The 18,504-nt window shown below is 41.9% G+C and carries 13 protein-coding genes and 1 pseudogene; 3 read left to right on the forward strand and 11 right to left on the reverse strand.

Annotated features, from left to right (window positions below; translation table 11 throughout):
• Positions 1-41 precede the first annotated feature (41 nt).
• The 7 genes and pseudogenes from MAS10914_RS0121430 to MAS10914_RS0121460 form a co-directional block, all read right to left on the reverse strand.
• Positions 42-2,294, reverse strand: a complete 2,253-nt coding sequence (locus MAS10914_RS0121430; RefSeq protein ID WP_017317996.1) for a caspase family protein — start codon at positions 2,292-2,294, stop codon at positions 42-44.
• 313 nt (positions 2,295-2,607) lie between these two features.
• A pseudogene (locus MAS10914_RS33090) lies at positions 2,608-2,763 on the reverse strand (anthranilate phosphoribosyltransferase); the annotation flags it as partial.
• A gap of 12 nt (positions 2,764-2,775) precedes the next feature.
• Complete coding sequence (locus tag MAS10914_RS0121440; RefSeq protein WP_017317998.1) at positions 2,776-4,452, reverse strand: iron uptake porin; 1,677 nt, start codon at positions 4,450-4,452, stop codon at positions 2,776-2,778.
• A gap of 1,046 nt (positions 4,453-5,498) precedes the next feature.
• On the reverse strand, positions 5,499-6,725 hold the full coding sequence (locus MAS10914_RS0121445) for an MFS transporter (protein ID WP_017317999.1): 1,227 nt from the start codon (positions 6,723-6,725) through the stop codon (positions 5,499-5,501).
• A 477-nt stretch (positions 6,726-7,202) separates the two neighbouring features.
• Complete coding sequence (locus MAS10914_RS0121450; protein WP_017318000.1) at positions 7,203-8,762, reverse strand: serine/threonine-protein kinase; 1,560 nt, start codon at positions 8,760-8,762, stop codon at positions 7,203-7,205.
• Between the two features lie 257 nt (positions 8,763-9,019).
• Positions 9,020-10,195 carry a DUF1822 family protein gene (locus tag MAS10914_RS0121455; protein ID WP_017318001.1) on the reverse strand — a complete coding sequence of 392 codons (1,176 nt, stop codon included), beginning with the start codon at positions 10,193-10,195 and terminating at the stop codon, positions 9,020-9,022.
• A complete protein-coding gene (locus MAS10914_RS0121460) occupies positions 10,192-11,406 on the reverse strand; it encodes a sigma-70 family RNA polymerase sigma factor (protein WP_017318002.1) in 1,215 nt (404 codons plus the stop codon). Before MAS10914_RS0121460 ends, MAS10914_RS0121455 begins: the two co-directional genes overlap by 4 nt.
• A 264-nt stretch (positions 11,407-11,670) precedes the next feature.
• Between MAS10914_RS0121460 and MAS10914_RS0121470 the strand changes: the two genes are divergently transcribed.
• Positions 11,671-12,090 carry a fasciclin domain-containing protein gene (locus MAS10914_RS0121470; RefSeq protein WP_017318004.1) on the forward strand — a complete coding sequence of 140 codons (420 nt, stop codon included), beginning with the start codon at positions 11,671-11,673 and terminating at the stop codon, positions 12,088-12,090.
• Between the two features lie 114 nt (positions 12,091-12,204).
• On the opposite strand, the gene MAS10914_RS0121475 is transcribed toward MAS10914_RS0121470, so the two are convergent.
• The 3 genes from MAS10914_RS0121475 to MAS10914_RS0121485 form a co-directional block, all read right to left on the reverse strand.
• Entirely contained in the window at positions 12,205-13,668 is a 1,464-nt protein-coding gene (locus MAS10914_RS0121475) for a glycoside hydrolase family 13 protein (protein ID WP_017318005.1), read from the reverse strand.
• A gap of 88 nt (positions 13,669-13,756) precedes the next feature.
• Entirely contained in the window at positions 13,757-14,077 is a 321-nt protein-coding gene (locus MAS10914_RS0121480) for a DMT family transporter (protein ID WP_017318006.1), read from the reverse strand.
• Between the two features lie 129 nt (positions 14,078-14,206).
• The gene (locus tag MAS10914_RS0121485; RefSeq protein WP_017318007.1) at positions 14,207-14,473 is read right to left on the reverse strand and encodes a DUF2087 domain-containing protein; all 267 of its coding nucleotides are present in this window, start codon (positions 14,471-14,473) and stop codon (positions 14,207-14,209) included.
• A gap of 57 nt (positions 14,474-14,530) precedes the next feature.
• Here MAS10914_RS0121485 and MAS10914_RS35785 point away from each other — a divergent pair, with 57 nt between their 5' ends.
• Both MAS10914_RS35785 and MAS10914_RS0121495 read left to right on the forward strand, forming a co-directional pair.
• On the forward strand, positions 14,531-14,701 hold the full coding sequence (locus MAS10914_RS35785) for a hypothetical protein (RefSeq protein WP_017318008.1): 171 nt from the start codon (positions 14,531-14,533) through the stop codon (positions 14,699-14,701).
• Between the two features lie 186 nt (positions 14,702-14,887).
• Complete coding sequence (locus MAS10914_RS0121495; protein ID WP_026082721.1) at positions 14,888-16,648, forward strand: WD40 repeat domain-containing protein; 1,761 nt, start codon at positions 14,888-14,890, stop codon at positions 16,646-16,648.
• Positions 16,649-16,832: 184 nt separating this feature from the next.
• Here MAS10914_RS0121495 and MAS10914_RS0121500 read toward each other — a convergent pair whose 3' ends face one another.
• Positions 16,833-18,311, reverse strand: coding sequence for a SulP family inorganic anion transporter (locus MAS10914_RS0121500; RefSeq protein ID WP_033366352.1), 1,479 nt, complete (start codon positions 18,309-18,311; stop codon positions 16,833-16,835).
• Between the last annotated feature and the right edge of the window lie 193 nt (positions 18,312-18,504).

The raw sequence follows: 18,504 nt of genomic DNA on the forward strand, positions 1-18,504 counted from the left end.
GATAACTGTTTTGGTCTTATCTGAACGGTATTGAGTTTTATTTAACCAAGCAGACGCCGCTCAAACTCTATAGCCAGTTTTGTTTCGGGAATTTCCTTTGCCAACTTTCTGACAAATTCTGCTAAGGAAATTTGTGGGTGAGATTGCAAAACCTTTTTAATGATCAAATTAGCGATCGGACCAACTGAATAAGCCAACTCACGCTCGCATTTACTGATAAATTTGGCATCGATGATTTGATTTTCCTGTGTTGACGATTTAGCTGATTGGGGAGATGAAACATTCAATGTTTCTAATATAGTGCTCGCCCGTTTGTGAAATTCTTCTTGTCGGAGTGGCGATAAGTAAGCCGCTATACTTTCCACTAATTCTTGGCAATTTGCTGCCTGTAGAACAGCTTTTCGTAATATTGTAGGCGCGATCGGTCCTATCGATTGCTTTAGCAACTGTTCCAGGCTGGTATATTGTTCTGAGTCTAAGAAGAAATTGAGTTGAGGTTGTTTGATTGCTGAAACAGGAACATCACCAGATAAAGAAGATTCCTTCTTTTGTGACTGGTGTAAAGACAAGGGAGCAGAAAGAGATGGAAATACATTGTTAATTTCTTGGGAAAGTAAAATTTCCTTGTCTTCCTGTTTGTTTTCCTGAATCTGAGGTTCCTCTAGTTCCTCTAAATCTTGGAAAACTGTGCCAATATTACCAGGTAAAATATCAATGACTGCTTGTGTACCAGATACCCAGGTATGGAGTTTGATACCTTTGGCTTGCAAAAGCTGTTGTAATTGAGTCATCCATTTAGCAACAGGTAATCCGGCTTGCGGATTTGCTGCTACAAGGGTTTCTAGAAGCGTTTCGGAAAATAATTCTGACTTTTCGGCAGGCGTTGCAGCGACTATTAAACATTGTCCCTGCTCTGCGCCACTTTGCAAATCTTCTATCCAATTCTCTAGGGAAGTCGCTTCCGAAGAATCTGAGATAATTAAATCTAAGATAATTATTTGTTGAGTTTTTTGAGCGCGGCGTAACTCTTGTCTTAAGCAAGAACGGCTCAAGCGCATTCCATCACCTAAAATTAACCAGGCTTCTCCATCTTCAATTTCTTCGATCTGCCCGCGTAAGTACAATAAGGATGTTGGTGTATCTCTTACCGCCCCCAATTGTGAGGGAGATTTTATTTCTGATTCATGATCCCAACGAGTAAGTTCTTGGATTATTCCCCGTACCTCTGACCAATTTTTGCCTTTTTGAGGAAAAAATTCTACCTCAAAACCGCCAGCCCCAGCAAACAATCGACTCAAATCATTAGTCGTTTTCTTGTTTGAGAGTCCATCAATTACAACTGCACGTCGCGACTTGTGAGTTTCAGCTTTTGCTGGCTTGAATCCAACAATTAATTCTCCTACTCCTTCTACAATTCGTTTAGGTGTCTGTAAGGGATATTCTGGATGAAGTTTACTATCTCCACGGTTGAGCTTTTGCTGATTAATTAGACGCAGTTGCTGATTTAATTTATTAATATATTGCAGAGTTTGGCGGTAAACATATTTGTAAAGCCCGTCTGCTTCAATGAGTCCATGTGAATCAGCTGCTTCACCCAACAGTCCCCGCATTAAATAGTAGGTGAATACTCCATGTCCTAATTCTGGAAACTCCCAAGATTTTTGTCCTTGATCGCAAGATAGTAAGGCGCAAAATCCCTTACTTTGAGAAGCACGTTGTCTCAACACATCCATCATTTGTGTTGTGGGATTGGGTAAAGTCTCAGGGATAGTTGCATCTCTAGCTCTCCCACTGTTCTCTACTAATCTCATGTCACCGCTATGACAGGTGTCTAAACAAACTAACTGTTGGTTGGCGCGAGTAGCCCCTAAGATTTGTAACAGTTCTTGCATACCCAACCCTGAACAGAGCAAGTCATCTTTGCGGGTATCTGCCAAACATAGAACAGCCTGCTGAGTATTCGGCTCTAACATTCCATGCCCTGAAAAGTATAACAGGATCGAGTCCTGAGATTGAGATTGCGAAACAATTTTTTGCAAGCTCCCACGAATCATTTCCAAAGTAGGAGGTTTTGTCGCAAAATCGTGGTGAACAATAACTTCCTTATTAGGAAATCTTTGGGTAGCTTTGCTAAGTGCTTCTCCTAAGCCTTGACAATCTAAGGCTGGGTAGCGCAAAGAAGGCAAGCTTTCATCTTGGTATTCGTTAACACCTACCAATAAAATCCAAAGCTTGGCTTCTCCTGTTTTTAATATAGTAGTCGAGTCACTAGAACCAACGCCTATCGGGGACATATTTACTACTTAATCCTAAAATTAACTTTGATAATTCAACCTGAGTCTGTTTAGCTAAATTCGTTAGGGCTTGAATCACTAGCTTCAAAAAAATTGTTTTCCCTTTCACTGAAAAATAGCAAATTATTGTGTTATAATAATTTAAAAAAAATTATCATGCACTTTTTTTGCTAATAGCATACACTTTGTCCGTGTTGAAATCAAAAGTTTTTACCCCTATTTATAAGTCAGTTTTATTTTGACAGATTCCACTAATTTTTACATAACTTAACAATTTGAAATAAAACATAGTAGATAAGTCGCCCTTTCAAGGTAGCGTTTTTCGCAATGGAGCGATCGCCTTGAGGGCGGGATGCCAATCTGGTGCAAACAGAAAAGTTATGCCAATTGTCTCCAAAGCGGCTTGAGCTTTTTCGGTGTTAGCTTGGAGATTAACGCTTAAAGCTTCCAACACATCAGCCGAACCAGTTGTCCGATTAAGCTAAAAGGAAAATACCGTACGGAGTGTACCTGTCACAATTGTGCCGTTGCTTTCTTGATTTCCAGCATTGTTAATCACTTGAATTGTTGGTGTGACTTGGATATTTCGAGTGAATGGATAGTTATAAAATACCTCGAAGTTAGTCTGAGTTGAATTGCCGATTTCACTTGCAATAAATGGCTGACCAACGGCAATTCCTGCTAAAGCACCCTGTGTAAACAAGTCTCGCATCCCAATCCCCGCCATCCAGTAATTGGGGTTAATGTCGCCAAAGGCGGTGTCATTGTAGCTACCGTAACCGTAGCGACCAAAAATACCAAACTTTTGTCCAAGGGCTAGTTCAACATTTACCCCAAGCGCATCAAAGCGATTGTCTATGACTTCACCGCCACTGTATTGCAAGCGCAACGTGAATGATCGAGAGGGAGCATATTCTACTTCCACTGTACCTTGATAGGTATCTCCGAATAAGCCTCGGTTGCTAACTATGTTGGAATTTCTTAAATCCGGGTAGAGTAACCCTGTGAACGATGCAGAACCAATGAGCAGTCCGTTGTCCCCAGGGTTGTTAGCGTCTGCCGCAGCGTACAATGCTCGTACAGAGAATGCTCCATTACCTGGTTTCCAGTGAATTGCAGCCCCAGTAGCAGGACCGTCAACCGGGAAGATAAGAAGATTATTTACAAATGCCTGAGTACTAAAATCCAAAAAACTCAGATTAGCATAACTGTTGTAATCAGCGTAATCAGTTGCCCGAATGTCTGGACCGATAGAGACCGTTAAGTCGGAAGTAGGTTTGAAACTGTAAAACACTCTGCCTATAGTAATATCATTGTTTGTAGGTGGCTCGCTTGAATAGTCTATGGGACTACCAAAAAAAGGCTCCAACAAACCAGCAGCATTATCAATCGTGCCATCACTTCGATTGTTTAAATCAACACCGCTTCCAGCGTCAAGGCGTATTTTTAGCAGATCATCTCCTCTGAAGCTAGTGTCGAAATCTAGACTTACTCTATATAACACTGTCGGATTGGGGTCTGAGTTAGCAAGTACGTTTTGTCCAGTGGCGTCAACAATGCGATCGCCACTAAACCCACCAGCATTCACGGAAATAATAGCCTGACCAGTGAGCTTGGTCGTTGTGGAGAACTGATTGGCTTGCAGTTGAGCTGTATGTGCTTCTAGAGCATCTACCCTACCTCGTAAAGTTGCCAGTTCAGGCGTGAACTCTTGCTCAAGCCTCTGCAAAGTTGCTAAGTCTTCTTTGCTCACCAAATCTGTTGTGGCTTGTGCAATCAATTCATTGATACGGTTTAAGCAAGCATTTAACCCAGCTGCAAACTCATAACGGGTCATCGCCCGACTCCCGCGAAAGGTTCCGTTAGGATACCCTGCAATACAACCATACCGTTCTACCAGTGACTGCAATGCCTGAAATACCCAATCAGTCGGTTGGACATCACTAAGCTGATTGACATTAGTGACCTGGCTTTTGGAAGGTGTGCTCCCTTGTGCGTGAAGATTGTTTCCAGAAGCTGCGACACCAGGAAGAGAAACAGACGTTTCTGCATTTGCTGGATATATAGCTAACAATGACAAAGTGAGCAGACTTGCTCCTTTTACAATAGTTTTTGTTAAAAACTTCTGGGGAATATTGGTAGCAAAAGAGGAATTCATAGACAATATTTTCTTCTGCATCTTGCTGTTTTTTTTGTTAGAAATCTAATTTTTCTGAATAAATAAAAATTACTCTAAACTCTTTCAAAAAAAGAGTTTAAGGTAAAAAAGTGTATCAGCCCTTATTATCTCAATAAAAGCGAAAAAAAAGTCAAGGAAAGAGATAGTTCCTTATCTCTCAAGAAACACATTCTAAAACCCTTATCGAGTAAGGATTGGAGGATTCCGAAATAAATGTGTTTCTTTCATATGTTGCTAGTGGCGTCAGAAACGACACATGGTACTTGAACTGACTTGCACGCTATATTTTTCGTTGAGCTTTTGACATAATTCATTCAGTGTTGCATCACTATTGGACTATAGAGTTATATCAGCTTACTCGATGCTTTGGCTGGTAACTCCCAAGGTGTTAGTTCGGTTGTTACAGCGCTTCTCATCTGAATGAAGTACAAATTTATCTGTGTGCATCTGGAGGACACTGCGTTGCGGTGAGACCAGTGCTGAAGGAGGGTTTCCCGACCTAGGCAACTGGCGTAAGTCCTGCGGACAGGCTACGCCAACGCCGTCAGGCGTGCCGTTCGGCGCAGCCGTGCCGAAGGCTCAGGCATACCCGTTCGCCGTAAGGCGTGGCGTCAGCCATAGGGGTTTCCCGCACCCAGGCGACTGGCGAATCCGGAGGGGGGTCTCCCCCCAACCCCACTCCGTGGGGACCCCGAAGCCCCCCGTTGTAGCAAGTGTCCGTTGTCCATCTGTGGTTCATTATTTCTTTGTGTACCTCACCCAATTGCAAACCGCTATAAGTTATCTTTAAGCCCTGTGTTCCAAAGAATCTTTGAACAAAGGCAGAGGGCAGCTATGTGCAGTTAGTGGGGGTTCAGACCGGCCACTAATTGAAGCTTTGCGTTGAGAATGGGGAAACCCATTAAGTAGCGTTAGAAGTGAAAATTCCATCAAATTATTTTTATTCCAAAAGGGTCGAGGAGTTATATTTTTCTCGGCCCTAACAACTATGAAAACCTTTCATCCTGAAAATTAATTTTACAAATCTAGTTGTTTAAGGCTCTCAATTTTTTGGAAGTCAGCAGCGAACCAAACACTATAACTGTGATGATGGTAAGAGCAGCACTTGCATAAAAGACTCCTTGCATTCCCCAAGCACTGTAAGCAATACCTGTCAATAACGGACCAAGCGCTCTCCCAAGTGATTGAACTGTAACATTTAGCGCCATAAAAGAAGCCCGAAAGCCTTCTGGGGCAATTCCTGCTAACATTGCTTGTAAAGGTGGAAAAGCCAAGGCTTTAGATACACCAAATATAATACAGGGAATTATCAGCCCCCAAATGGTATGAATTGTAGGCATAATCAGTAGTGACAAACCGCAGAGAATAAAGCCCAATAGAATTAAGCTTTTTTCTGAAAGCCGATTTGCCAAAAACCCCAACTGGGAAGCAGCAAAAGAAAAAACTAGTGATTCACAGCAAATAATAATACCAATTTCTGCTCCAGATGCACCAAGATAATTTCCTGCAAAGATAGGGATATAGGTATAGAAAGTACCTAACTCAATTACGAAGAGGGAAAAGACTGCAAACAGTAATCCAAACACTTGGGGATTCTTAATATTGTCATAGGTATCTTTGAGATAGCTAGTAAGATTCAAATTCAAGGTGTTCTTTTGCTTGCTCGCTAGCTTCAGCTTCTTTGAAATCAACAATGCAACTGGAAAGGCTAATATCGATAGTAAAAACGGATATCGCCAACTCAACCCCCCTAATACTCCACCAACCAGAGGATAAATTGTAGCAGCAATGCCAATCATTGCGGCGTTGAACCCCATTGCACTGGTGAGCATTTTACCACTATATAAATCGCTGATAAGAGTGAGTTCTAAAGACTCTAAACTAGCAGCACCGACACCTGTCAAAAACCGCCACTCCAGTAAACTGCGAAAATTATTGGCGAAGGCGCATAATATTCCGCCAATCCCAAACAGTAGCAGAGAAGGAATGAGGATTTTCTTTCTGCCAATACGGTCGGCTAATGCTCCAAAAATTAGAGTTCCAAACGTAGTTGGCATCAGAAAAGTTGTCATTATCAGTCCGATTTTTTGTGGTGCAATATTGAGCGAATTTGCGATGTTTGGTAAAATAGGATTAATAGCGACTACACCACTAATTGCTATTAACGATATAGAAACGATGATGAGAAGATTGGCATCAATCTGTATGCGGTTTTCGTTTTTAATGTTGATTTTGCTAGGCAATGATTTCACGAAAATTATCTCCTATAACAATGTGATTTTTGGGAAATGCTCATGTTGTGAATATGGACAAAATTAATTCTTGAGGTTTGAGCGATAAATTTGCCTCAATCAGGTAACAAAAAAATGCTAAAATCAAAAAATGCTCTACTCAGAGAGTGAGAATAAATTACTAATTTTTATTCACAAACCTGCATTATTTCAATTATCTTGATGTGTTTTTGTCTGCCTTCAATTAACCTGTTATCGATTAACTATTACTTCATTACCGGCAGAAAACGATGATTATGCAGCACCAATCTAGAGCAAACGCATCTTTTTTTTGAAACGATGTGCGTCTTTGCCACTGTGCTCTACTCTAAACTCTAGTAATTGGTGCAAACGTGATATGGCTCACCCTCAAGAAACCACACCTGATTGACCGATTTGTCAAAGGCGAACTTCAGGTTAACCAATCGCTTGTTGTGTCGAAAATCCTTATTTAATTTATTAAGTAATATTTAATTTGTGGACGCGTTCTTTAAATTCTTGTGCCCTTTGCTGGTTAGGAATTTCTGCCACCAAGTTGTCTATAAGTTGGTTTAGAGTGAGATTTGGCTGTTGATTTAAAGTATGTTCGAGAATTACGCTAGCAACAGGTCCAACAAAACTAGTCAGTTCTCGCCGACATTGTTCTAAAAACTCTGGATTGCTAATGGCAGGTTGATTTCCAATAAATTTGTCTGAGTTGGTAAAAATTTGAAGCTTTGGGGAGTGAGGTTTAACAGGAGCTTGGAGGCGACTTTTAAACTCTTGTGCCCGTTGTGCATCAGGTATTGACTCAGCTAGCGTTTCAATGAATTCTTTGCGTGGTATGTGTGGACTTTTCTCTAAAGTATGTTTCATCAAAACACTGGCGAAAGGACCAACAAAACTAGTCAATTCTTGCCCAACAAACTCTAAAAACTCTGGATTGACAGAGATAGGTGTTTGTGGGTGTAGTTCCGTATTTTGTTCACTTTCTTGAAGCTTTTGTTCTAGTTCCTCTAAAATTAGCAAATCTTCTAAATCTTTATTTGGAAGTACTTTTTGCTTTTGCTGTTCGTATGTAATGTTAGAGTTAATTTGTGGTTTTTTTGGGAACAGGCTCGAAATTAGACCACCAAATGAAAATGATTTATTATTGTTATTGTTATTAGTAATATTAGTAGTAGTAGTAGTAATATTATTACTAGTAAGTTCAACAAGAACTTCTTTTGCTGACTGGTAGCGCTCTGTTGGTACTTCAGCTAGCATTTTTTCCAGTATGCGAGCTAAAGAGTCACTGATATTGACATACGATCGCCATTGCCAGTTTAGAGAACCATCTATTAACATATGTGGCATTTTCGCAGTCAAAAGGACAACTGCAGAAACAGCAAGTGCGTAGATATCACTAGAAGGGTAGCACTGTCCTAAACGCAGCTGTTCTGGTGGAGAGTAGCCAATTTTCCCCACTACTGAACCTTGAATTGAGTACTGGTATGGAGATTGGGCTGATAATATCTGAGTGAATTTCTCCTTAACCACCCCAAAATCAATCAGCACGGGTTTAGATTGATTATGGGTCATAATATTTTCCAGTGAAATATCCCGGTGAATAATGTTACGCTCGTGGATATATTCCAAAACTGGCAACATATCTACTAGCCATGCTCTCACTTCAGTTTCGGAAAATGGCTTACCTTTTACTGAAAGACGTTCGGATAAAATTTGTGCATAATTTTTGCCATCAATATATTCCTGGACGATAAACAGCCGCTGGTTTTCTGTCAACCAAGCCAGAAATTTGGGAATTTGAGGATGCTGGATTTGGTATAAAACTTTTGCTTCGCGCTCAAATAGCTCCCTAGATTTACGGATAATATCTTCTTTTGTGGTTGCAGGTACAAACTCTTTGAGAACACAGGCTTCATGAAAGCGCTGAGTATCAGATGCTAGGTAAGTTCGTCCGAACCCCCCTTGTCCAAGAATTTTCTGAACCAGATAACGATTATTAATTAAAGTTCCTGGATTTATTTCTGCAATCATTTTTAAGTTCTTATTTGAGTATTAATACTATTTTTATAGTATAGGGTTAGAGATTCAAAATTATACATACGGCTAAAGCTGCATATCGCCGTTACTTATGTAAACTTAAAGCACGCCAGCAAGACGTGTTTCACTAACGTTGTAATGCGTAACCTTAACACCTCCATCGCGCGGCTAAAGAAAGAAAAAGAAAGAAAACCATAAAAAACCATATAGTTGTTATTTTTAGTTGTTATTCAGCAACTCCTTTTAGCTCATCAAAAATACAAGACTTCGCATTCATACTCTTCTGGACTCGGTTCTATCTGCCACACCAACCCTTCTCCAGGCTCATTCAAAGCGACTTCAATGTAAAGCCTGTTTACAGGAGTTTTGGCTTGCGCTTGATTACCTGCAAATGGCTGTAAATCTTCAGTCAGAAGTCTCAATTTAAATCCACTCTCGATCAAATTGCCTGTTTGACTCCGTAGTTCAAAGCGCCATATGTTATCTTCAATATTGCCTTTAGGTTGCACCCGCAGTTCGTATTGTTGTCCAGAAATTGTTAATTTTCGTACTAAGTGTGGCAAGGTTGATTCTACCTCCGAACCTCGCGCTCCAGCAAAACTAGACTGTAAATCTACACTTCCCCAACCAAATTTTTGTGCAAAATCTGATACACCACTTTGCATCCATTGACGAATTGACCATTGTTGTTGCTGTCCTTGACGTTGTTCGTACAAACGTTGTCTCCAGCCTGCATGTTCTAAGAGCGCTCCCCAGATTTGAAATGGTACTGCTATGCGTGGTAATATAAGTCTGGAATTGCCTAAGCGCTGGAGCAAGCTTTGTGCTTGGTCGGAAGATAAAGCTGGTATTGGGGCAGTTTCAAGGCGAGTCACTTCTTCTGGACATATTTGATGTGTCATCGACAGGATATTCAAATTAGAAATTAAATCCTCTGCATCTAAAGAATAAGCGCGATCGCTTGCATCATATGTTCCCATACTCTTGAGTTGCGCGTGGGTTGTATACCCCCAAACCCGAATGCAGCCCTCTTCTAAATTAACTTGCACTGCTAAATAATAATCAGCACTCCAGCTAGGAATATCCACCCATTCTTGAGGAACGCGTAGTTCGCTTAAATCAACCGCCTCTGTGGGGATTAATACCATTCGTGACGTTCCAAAGGAAATACCAGTACCATTCACGACTTCCCAAATACTTGGATGAGCTTTTAGAGAAGGAAAAGCAGTCGCATCTACAGCGTATTCTTCGCGTAGCCAAGGTAAAAAAGTATTCAAACACAAGCGGTTGAGGTAAGCAGTCCAACGACGATTGTCCGATGAAAAAGCTTGGCTTTGCTCCCAAGTCTTTGTTTGTTCGGCTTCAGAAATTTCTAGCCACAAATCTGTAGGATTTGTTAGTGTCACTGCGCCTGGGTTAAATGTCATAATTGTTGCTCCAATTTAAAAGAGGGACGGCTATAGTAAGCTTGTAACCATTCCTCTAAAATAGTGTTTATATAGTTAAGTACCTGGGAATTTAGTGAAATATGCAACGATTCTTTAGTCCAGGTAGCTAGCTTAAGCAATAACACGTCTTTAGACTTGGTGAGCCGACGAGAAACAGTGTACTGCTTCACTCCTAATTGTTTTGCAATCTGTTGTTGAGTGAAACCCTTACTATAATAAAGTTTTATTATCTCTTGCGCCTCAACCTCCAGTTCGTTCAAAGCTGCAATTAACACAGTACTGATTTGAGATTGCTTTGAGTGTCTCTCAAGCACTTCTTCTTGAGCAATAATTTCTGTTAGTAACGATTCTTGCTTAAGTTGCGGTAGAATATCTTGAAACTCCCCAGAATTATCATCTCCTCTTGGCGCATTTAAGGAAGTCATATTAGGGTGCAAATAAGTGCGGCAAGCTTTCGCACAACTTACCAGCCATTTTTCTATTGTTTCTGGACTGCACTCTGCCCCTGGTTGTGACAATTGAGTGTTGCGTTGAAAATTGTAAAGCTGAGCGATCGCGTGCCATACAGCATCATCTGGTCTTGCCAGTTTGCGAGTACCAGTAGGAACCTTAGGAGCATATAGAGACTGGTAGCATTTCCAAGCTAATACATAACGTTCTATCGTGTCCGCATTCAGTCCAACATTTTGTAAAGACTCCATTAACCGCTTTTGAGTCAACCTTCGCAACAATCGCCAATTGGTGCAAATATCAACTTCGTTCTGCTGGCGCAGCATTTCCTTAATTTCGCTGCTAAAAATCGCACTGGCGTAATTCTTAAGGTTAAAACCCATCTCGGGTTTAAACTTTTTCAAAACCTTATCTGTGCTAGTTACTACCATTTGAAAGCAGTCAGCTAAAGTGTATTGTCCAGAAGAAAAATTAGCAACTGTTTTGTTAGCCGTCCAATAGCACACTTCTTGTAAATAAGCTGACAAATGCCCTCGTGCCAGATTTTCTGCTTGAATTTGCCATAGTTTATACCAATAGCAAACCCAAAAATTCTCAGAATTTTCTGGTTCTGATAAACGCGCGTTATGATTGAGTATATTTCGACGCAGTTTAGCATCAGTAGCCCAACCAATTACCCTATCTGCGTCGAATTGTAAGAAAGTCGTAAATAGCTCGATAATACCTTGGCGGGAACGCATAAACTAAACAACTTGTAAATGGTCAACTAAATAAACCATAATATAGATAATTAAATTACAAATACACTTATGCAGTAAATGGGGGGGGTGTGGTCAAAAGTGCTTCATAGAGGAGGTACGCATGGGATTCAGTTTAGCAGCACCAACGTGTTTACTGCCGCCTGTTGCGCCTGTTGATTTGCTAGCAACCTCTCTATTGATAGAGGCTGATAGTTTTTTGTCACTCTATAAGTATTTTGTAGTATTACCCTAAGTCAACTTATTATGCCTGACCTTGTTGAAACTGCTGTCAATGCCGGAAAGTTTAACACGCTGATAAAAGCTGTTGAAGCTGCCGAACTCGTAGAAATTCTGAAAACTCCAGGTTCCTATACGGTTTTTGCACCCACCGATGAGGCATTTGCCAAGCTTCCACCAGGAACTTTAGATTCATTACTGCAAGACATCCCTAAATTGAAGAAAATTCTGATGTATCATGTCGCTAACGGAGATGTCAGGTCTGACGATTTGATCCAAATTGACCATGCGGAAACACTAGAGGGATCAATTGTCGCAATTGATTCTGCTAATGGCAAAGTGAAAGTGAATGACGCCAATGTCCTCACAACCGACATTCTTACCGACAATGGTGTCATCCACGTTATTGATGCAGTGTTGATGCCTGCAATGGTTGCTGGAAAGTAGGTATTGTACATTCAAATTCTTGTGGGGCTGACATCCTGCCTGCCTTAAAATAGCAAGGGCAGGTTTTCCGACCCACCCCATAGATTCTTTAAATGTGATATGCGATCTGTTAGCTTACCTTACACCTAGAATGCAGCCAGTACGTGGAGGAACATTTAAAATGAGTTGGTTAGACCCTCCCTCGACACTCCACTCCACTTCAGCAGCGCCGTATAACAGATTGTTTGGTTGAGTGCTTAAACTTGTGGTATCAACAATCCCTTTTGCCGGTGCAGTACCAACATTAACTGCAACAATCAATTCTTCCCTTCCCAAAATTCGGGCAAAAATGTAAAGTCCTGCTTGAGCATACAGGACTTTGTACTCACCTGTACGCAAGCATGGATAAGCGTGGCGTATGGCAATTAATTCGCGGTGAGTTTTGAGAATATTCCTATCCCATCCAGCTTCTAGAGGAAAACCACGACGAGAGTCTGGATCTAAAGCGCCTGGTAAACCAACTTCATCACCATAGTAGATACTAGCGGCACCAGGAAAGGTAAGTAGCAGTAAAGTTGCTAATACCACACTTGCTTTATCATCCCCAGCAATAGTCAGTAACCTTGCTGTATCGTGACTGGCTAGCAAATTTAATTGAGTCAGCTGAATTTCCCAAGGGTAAAGTTGCAGGAGTTGTTGCATTTTTTCAGCATACTCAACTGCAAACAACGGTGGATATGGTTGGTAGTCGCGGCTTTGTACTTGTTCCATGACTACGCGATCGCCTGCGGTAAAAGCAATAGTTGGTCCTGCAAACAGATAATTCATCACCCCGTCAAATTGAGTCCCATCCAACCATTGACGGGAATCTCCCCAAACTTCACCGACAATATAAGCATCAGGATTAATCGCTTTGACTCGCTGACGGAACTCTTGCCAAAAACCAGGAGTTTGAATTTCAAACGGTACATCCAACCGCCAACCGTCAATGCCGAATTTAATCCAATATTCGGCAATTTCCATAATATATTCCCGCACTTCTGGCTTGTCGTGGTTAAATACCGGCAGTGCGCGATTTCCACCCCAGCCCTCATAATTGGCGGGAAACTCACCATTATAAGGTGAAACGGGCCACTCATGAATTTTAAACCAATCCACCCAAGGTGAATGGGGACCATTTTCCAGAATGTCGTGAAAAAAGAAAAATCCCCGACTGGCGTGGTTAAACACCCCATCCAGAACAACTTTGATGTTGCGTTGATGAGCTGCGTCTAGCAATTCCTTAAAAGCCGGATTACCCCCCAGCATCGGATCAACCTGATAATAATCATGGGTATGGTAGCGGTGATTGCTAGCCGATTGAAAGATAGGCGTAAAGTAAATGGCATTAATTCCCAGATCCTGTATGTAGTCTAACTGCTCGATAATGCCCCACAAATCTCCACCCTTGTAACCTTGAAGTGTGGGCATAGCTTCCCAATCTTCCCAACGAGCATTACGTAAAAGCCGTTTCCGTGGTTGTTTGCTGATGGCAAACCGATCTGGAAAGATTTGGTAGAAAACAGCGTGTTTAACCCAATCTGGTGTATGAATCTGCATGAATTACTCTCTATCTCTCCATCGCAATGGTTGCAGATCCCAGGTTTCTGCGGCTCTCACTTGTGGTAGAAAATTTCACATATTAAGGTTAGTGTGGAGAGACAAGCCTTAGCCCTACCACACCTATGATAATCAAGGCGATGCAACTCAGGCGGCGCACTTCAATAGGTTCTTGAAATAAAACTATACCCAACACAACTGTACCAACGGCTCCTATACCTGTCCAGACAGTGTACGCAGTACCAACTGGTAGCGTACGCAGAGCAATGGATAACAAGGCAAAACTCAGTATCCCAAAGGCGATCGTAGCGACACTAGAACCGAGTCTAGTAAACCCCTGTGCATACTTGAGACTAATTGCCCATCCAACTTCAAATAAACCAGCAATCAAAAGATAGATCCATGCCATACGCCCCTCCCTGACAAATGTCGCTTAATTTTCTCTTAAAGAGTACGAACGCAACGTGAAATGTAGCATTGTTGCCTACAACTCAGTCTGCTTCATAATTTCTGTTTCGGGCTTCCACAAGGCTGCGGGTCATCGCCAGTAAAAACCATTTTCTCGCTCCATAAGCTGATAACCAATAAGTTCCCGTCGTAATGTCGCGTAGTCAGAGTGATGATGAGGAATAATTTCGTTAACTTGATGTTCGGTGTAAGTCACCTCTTTTTCAAATTTTCTAACTAACCATCTGAGTACGACCAAGCGTTTTTTGCGAGAAGCGGGAATCTTTATGAGGCGTATACCATCAAGATAATTTGTGAGCACTTTTTCTTTCCATGCTTCTAATTTAACATTTCTCATCTCTTGCACCTTGCACTCCACGATATCAACACGTAAGTACAAGAAAACTTTAGCGTTATGTTAGCGCTGGGTGGTGGAAAATCTGAGAAGAACACAGAACTTAGATTCTCAGATTTTATAAAATTTGATCACATTCCAGGTAAAACTGCGTCTCCTGAAACAGTATCTTATGCTCCAAGTTGGTTAAAATCTTCCTTTATCATCTTAAATTTTCTCAAGGCAAACTAGCTCGTGTTACCACTTCTTGACCATGCCCCAGGGCAGGTCAATTGGTGTCTATCCACATAAAAGGTTGTGTTACATTAACTACTAAGGTAACTGGCTTCTTAAATAACTAAAGTTGATACACTGACTTGAGCAATTGCCTTGGCATGACTTAACGTAAGTATGCAACACTGCGCCGCAGGAATGCAAATGGATTGGATTAGCTTACTAAAAGCTCAACAAGCTGATTTTCTTCAACGACTAAAAAAACTTAAGACCTACGATTTATCTTTGCTGGAAAGTCAAGTCAAAGGCTGCCACAGTGAAATTATGGCATTTTGGGGCGAACCATTGGCAAAACTGCTGGAGATTGCTCGCCAACACGCAGAAATTCTCGCCAAAAATCCCCCTCCTACACCGCCTGAATATCCTGACCCTCCTGACTGGGCGATCCCTTTTCCAATATATTTCCAACAGCAAGCGGAAGATTATCTATTACGAGAGCAAATTGTTGACCGAGTGATGAGCGATCGCTTGGGCAAGCAGGTTAAAAAAGTGCCACAAGACACCTTGAACAACATGGTTCTGGATGATGAGGGCATTTTACGGGGCGAAAGCAAGTTTTCCTACTTGCTTGCAAGTAACCCGAAAGTTAGTCTTCAAGTTTACGCTGCTGATGGAGAAAGTTTTAACAGTCTCAAGAAAGACAAAGTTAGATGGTCTGTCACACAAGAGGATTTGAAAAATCACCAAGTCTTAATTTTCCTCTGTTTGTTTTATCCATCTACTGGTCAAAAAGGTTACGAAAAACAAGCGATTATTGCTGGGTTTTTACCCACAAATCAAATTGAATTTAGTGAGCCAAAACTGCACATGACTCCGAGTCATTTATTATATGCAGGGGGATTGAGTTGGTATTTAGAATCACTTAATACTAAAAAAGAGACACGACGAGTCTTGACTGAGATTGTGATGACACAGACAGCTCAGACTCTGCCACCAGAACATCCGCTTAAGCCAGTAGTAGGTGATTGGGAATGCTGGCAAACTTTGAAAGGGCACACGAGAGGAATTAATTGCCTAGCCTTCAGTCAAAGGGGTAACAACGGTGACGCCTCTGCTCTGGTAGCAAGTGGTAGTCGTGGGGAGACCAAGCTGTGGGATTTGACCAAGGGTGAGTTAATCGGGACATTATCAGAACAACCTTGGATTTTATCGGGGCTAGTCGATGAAGTCAATTCCCTTGCTTTCAGTCCCGACGGGCAAACTTTAGTCAGTGCTGGTGCAGATTCCACAATTAAACTTTGGCACGTAGGCGCACAAGATTTGATTGATATTTTGCACAAGCATAATGGGATGGTGCGCTGCGTTGCCTTTACCCCAGATGGACGGATGTTGGCGACTGGGGGAGATGATAGAAAAATTATGTTTTGGGACTTGACGCAGCGTCAAGTAGCCACCGCTCTATCCTTAGATGATACCGCTGCTCATTCACTTGCTTTGAGTCCAGACGGGCAAACTTTAGTCACAGGGAGTTACCGCAAAATCAAAGTCTGGCGTATCTCACAACAAGAAGCTCTAATACCTTTCCTTCCCCAGTTGCTGCACTCGTTTACAGGTCATTCTCATATTGTTTGTTCTTTGGCTGTTAGTCTAGATGGCAAGATTTTAGTCAGTGGCAGTCGGGATAAAACAATTAAATTGTGGCATTTAGAAACAGGAGAATTGCTGAACACGCTCAACGGACATACGGATGGAGTGTATGCTATTACATTGAGTCCTAATGGACAAATGATCGCCAGTAGCAGTGCAGATAAAACGATTAAATTGTGGCATTTAGAAACAGGAGAATTGCTGGGTACGTTTACAGGTCATACACATACGGTCACAGCATTGGCTTTTACTGCTTCGGGGGAACTTTTGGTCAGTGGGAGTTTAGATAAGACAATTAAAATTTGGCAGCGGAGTTAGGCAACGGATAAGTCACGGATGTAACGGATGAGTTATGTAAGACAAGGAACCGATAAACTATCTGCTACATCTGCGACAAATTCCGTTAGTAATTTTGCGTCTTTGCACGAGATTTCCTTTCAAAGGAAAAGCGAAACCGTTGCCATCCTGGCTAAGAATAGTTGCCAACAGCACCGAAGATAATTTAGTGGCTAGCTAAGTTGTCCAAACCTTCTGACTTGTTGTGAACTGCTAGTTTCTCTAGCAATGAGGCACTCGCTTCATTTAGCCCCATTAAGTCTACCTCTGCACCATTTCGGCGAAACTTAATCACTACCTTATCAATAGCTGCAACCGCTGCCTGATCCCAAATATGGGCATGGGTTAAATCAATTTTGACGCGCTCTAAGTCTTCCTTAAAATTAAACGCCGCGAGAAAGTCGTCCACTGATAAAAAGAACAATTGTCCGGCAACACTATAGATGCGGTAGGTGTTATTGTGACCAAGAACTGAGTCAACAAAGACAACTTTCGCAATTTTGCGTGAAAAGAAGACTGTACTGAGAACCACACCCACCCCAACTCCAACTGCCAAGTTGTGGCTCAATACGGTAGCGAAAACCGTTGTCACCATAACGGCAGTTTCACTTCTGGGCACTAGGTGTAAAGTCTGAAGCGAAGACCAACTAAAAGTACCGATGCAAACCATAATCATCACCGCCACCAGAGCTGCCATCGGTATCTGCTTTACCCAGCTGCCTAACACTAAAATGAAGAACAGTAAGAGAACACCTGCACACAAAGTGGAAAGACGAGTGCGTCCACCAGACTTAATATTAATCACTGACTGACCAATCATGGCGCAACCTGCCATTCCTCCAAAGAACCCGGTGACGATATTGGCAATTCCCTGACCCTGAGCTTCTCTGTTCTTGTCACTAGGAGTATCCGTCAGTTCGTCAAGCAGTGATGCTGTCAACAATGACTCTAGCAAACCCACAATAGACAAGGTGAATGCGTAGGGAAATATGATCTGGAATGTCTCAAAGTTCAGGGGGACTTGAGGAATTCTCAACATCGGCAAAGCTGTCGGTAACTCACCCATATCGCCAACGGTAGGAACATCGATACCGCCCACAATGGAAATGGCTGTAATAACAATGATGGCAACTAATGGTGATGGTACGACTTTAGTAAACCGAGGCAATATATAGATGATGGCAAGACCTCCCGCTAACATTGGATAGACTTGCCAGGGAACACCCACCAATTGCGGTAACTGCGCCATGAAGATTAAAATTGCTAGGGCATTGACAAAGCCTATCATGACTGCTCGGGGGACATACTTCATCTTTTGACCCAACTTGAGCCTGCCAAAAATGATCTGGATGACACCAGTCAAAATGGTCGCCGCAAACAAATATTCCAGTCCGTGTTGTTTTACCAACGTAACCAGCACCAGCGCCATTGCACCCGTAGCAGCTGAGATTAAACCAGGTCGTCCACCCACAAAAGCTGTCACCACAGCGATGCAGAAGGAGGCATATAGCCCCACTTTCGGATCTACACCTGCAATGATGGAAAAGGAGAGTGCCTCTGGAATGAGTGCTAACCCGACTAAAGTACCTGCCAATACGTCTGCTTTGATATTGGAGAACCATTCTCGTTGTAATTTTTTGTTCAAGTTATCCTCCACTTCACTCTTCAAATTAGGAAACAGCAAACTACACAGAACAAACCTATTTACACCACCTTTGTATTTTGTGAGCTTGCACAGCCAGGAGCAGCTTGAATATGACTTTAATTCTGACTGGACATGGTGCTTCTAGCTCACAAGTAAGATTTACGAATTCCTGATTTCTCTTAATAAAGAAATG

It is taken from the genome of Mastigocladopsis repens PCC 10914 (genome assembly GCF_000315565.1).
In the GTDB taxonomy this organism is placed as follows: Bacteria; Cyanobacteriota; Cyanobacteriia; order Cyanobacteriales; family Nostocaceae; genus Mastigocladopsis; species Mastigocladopsis repens.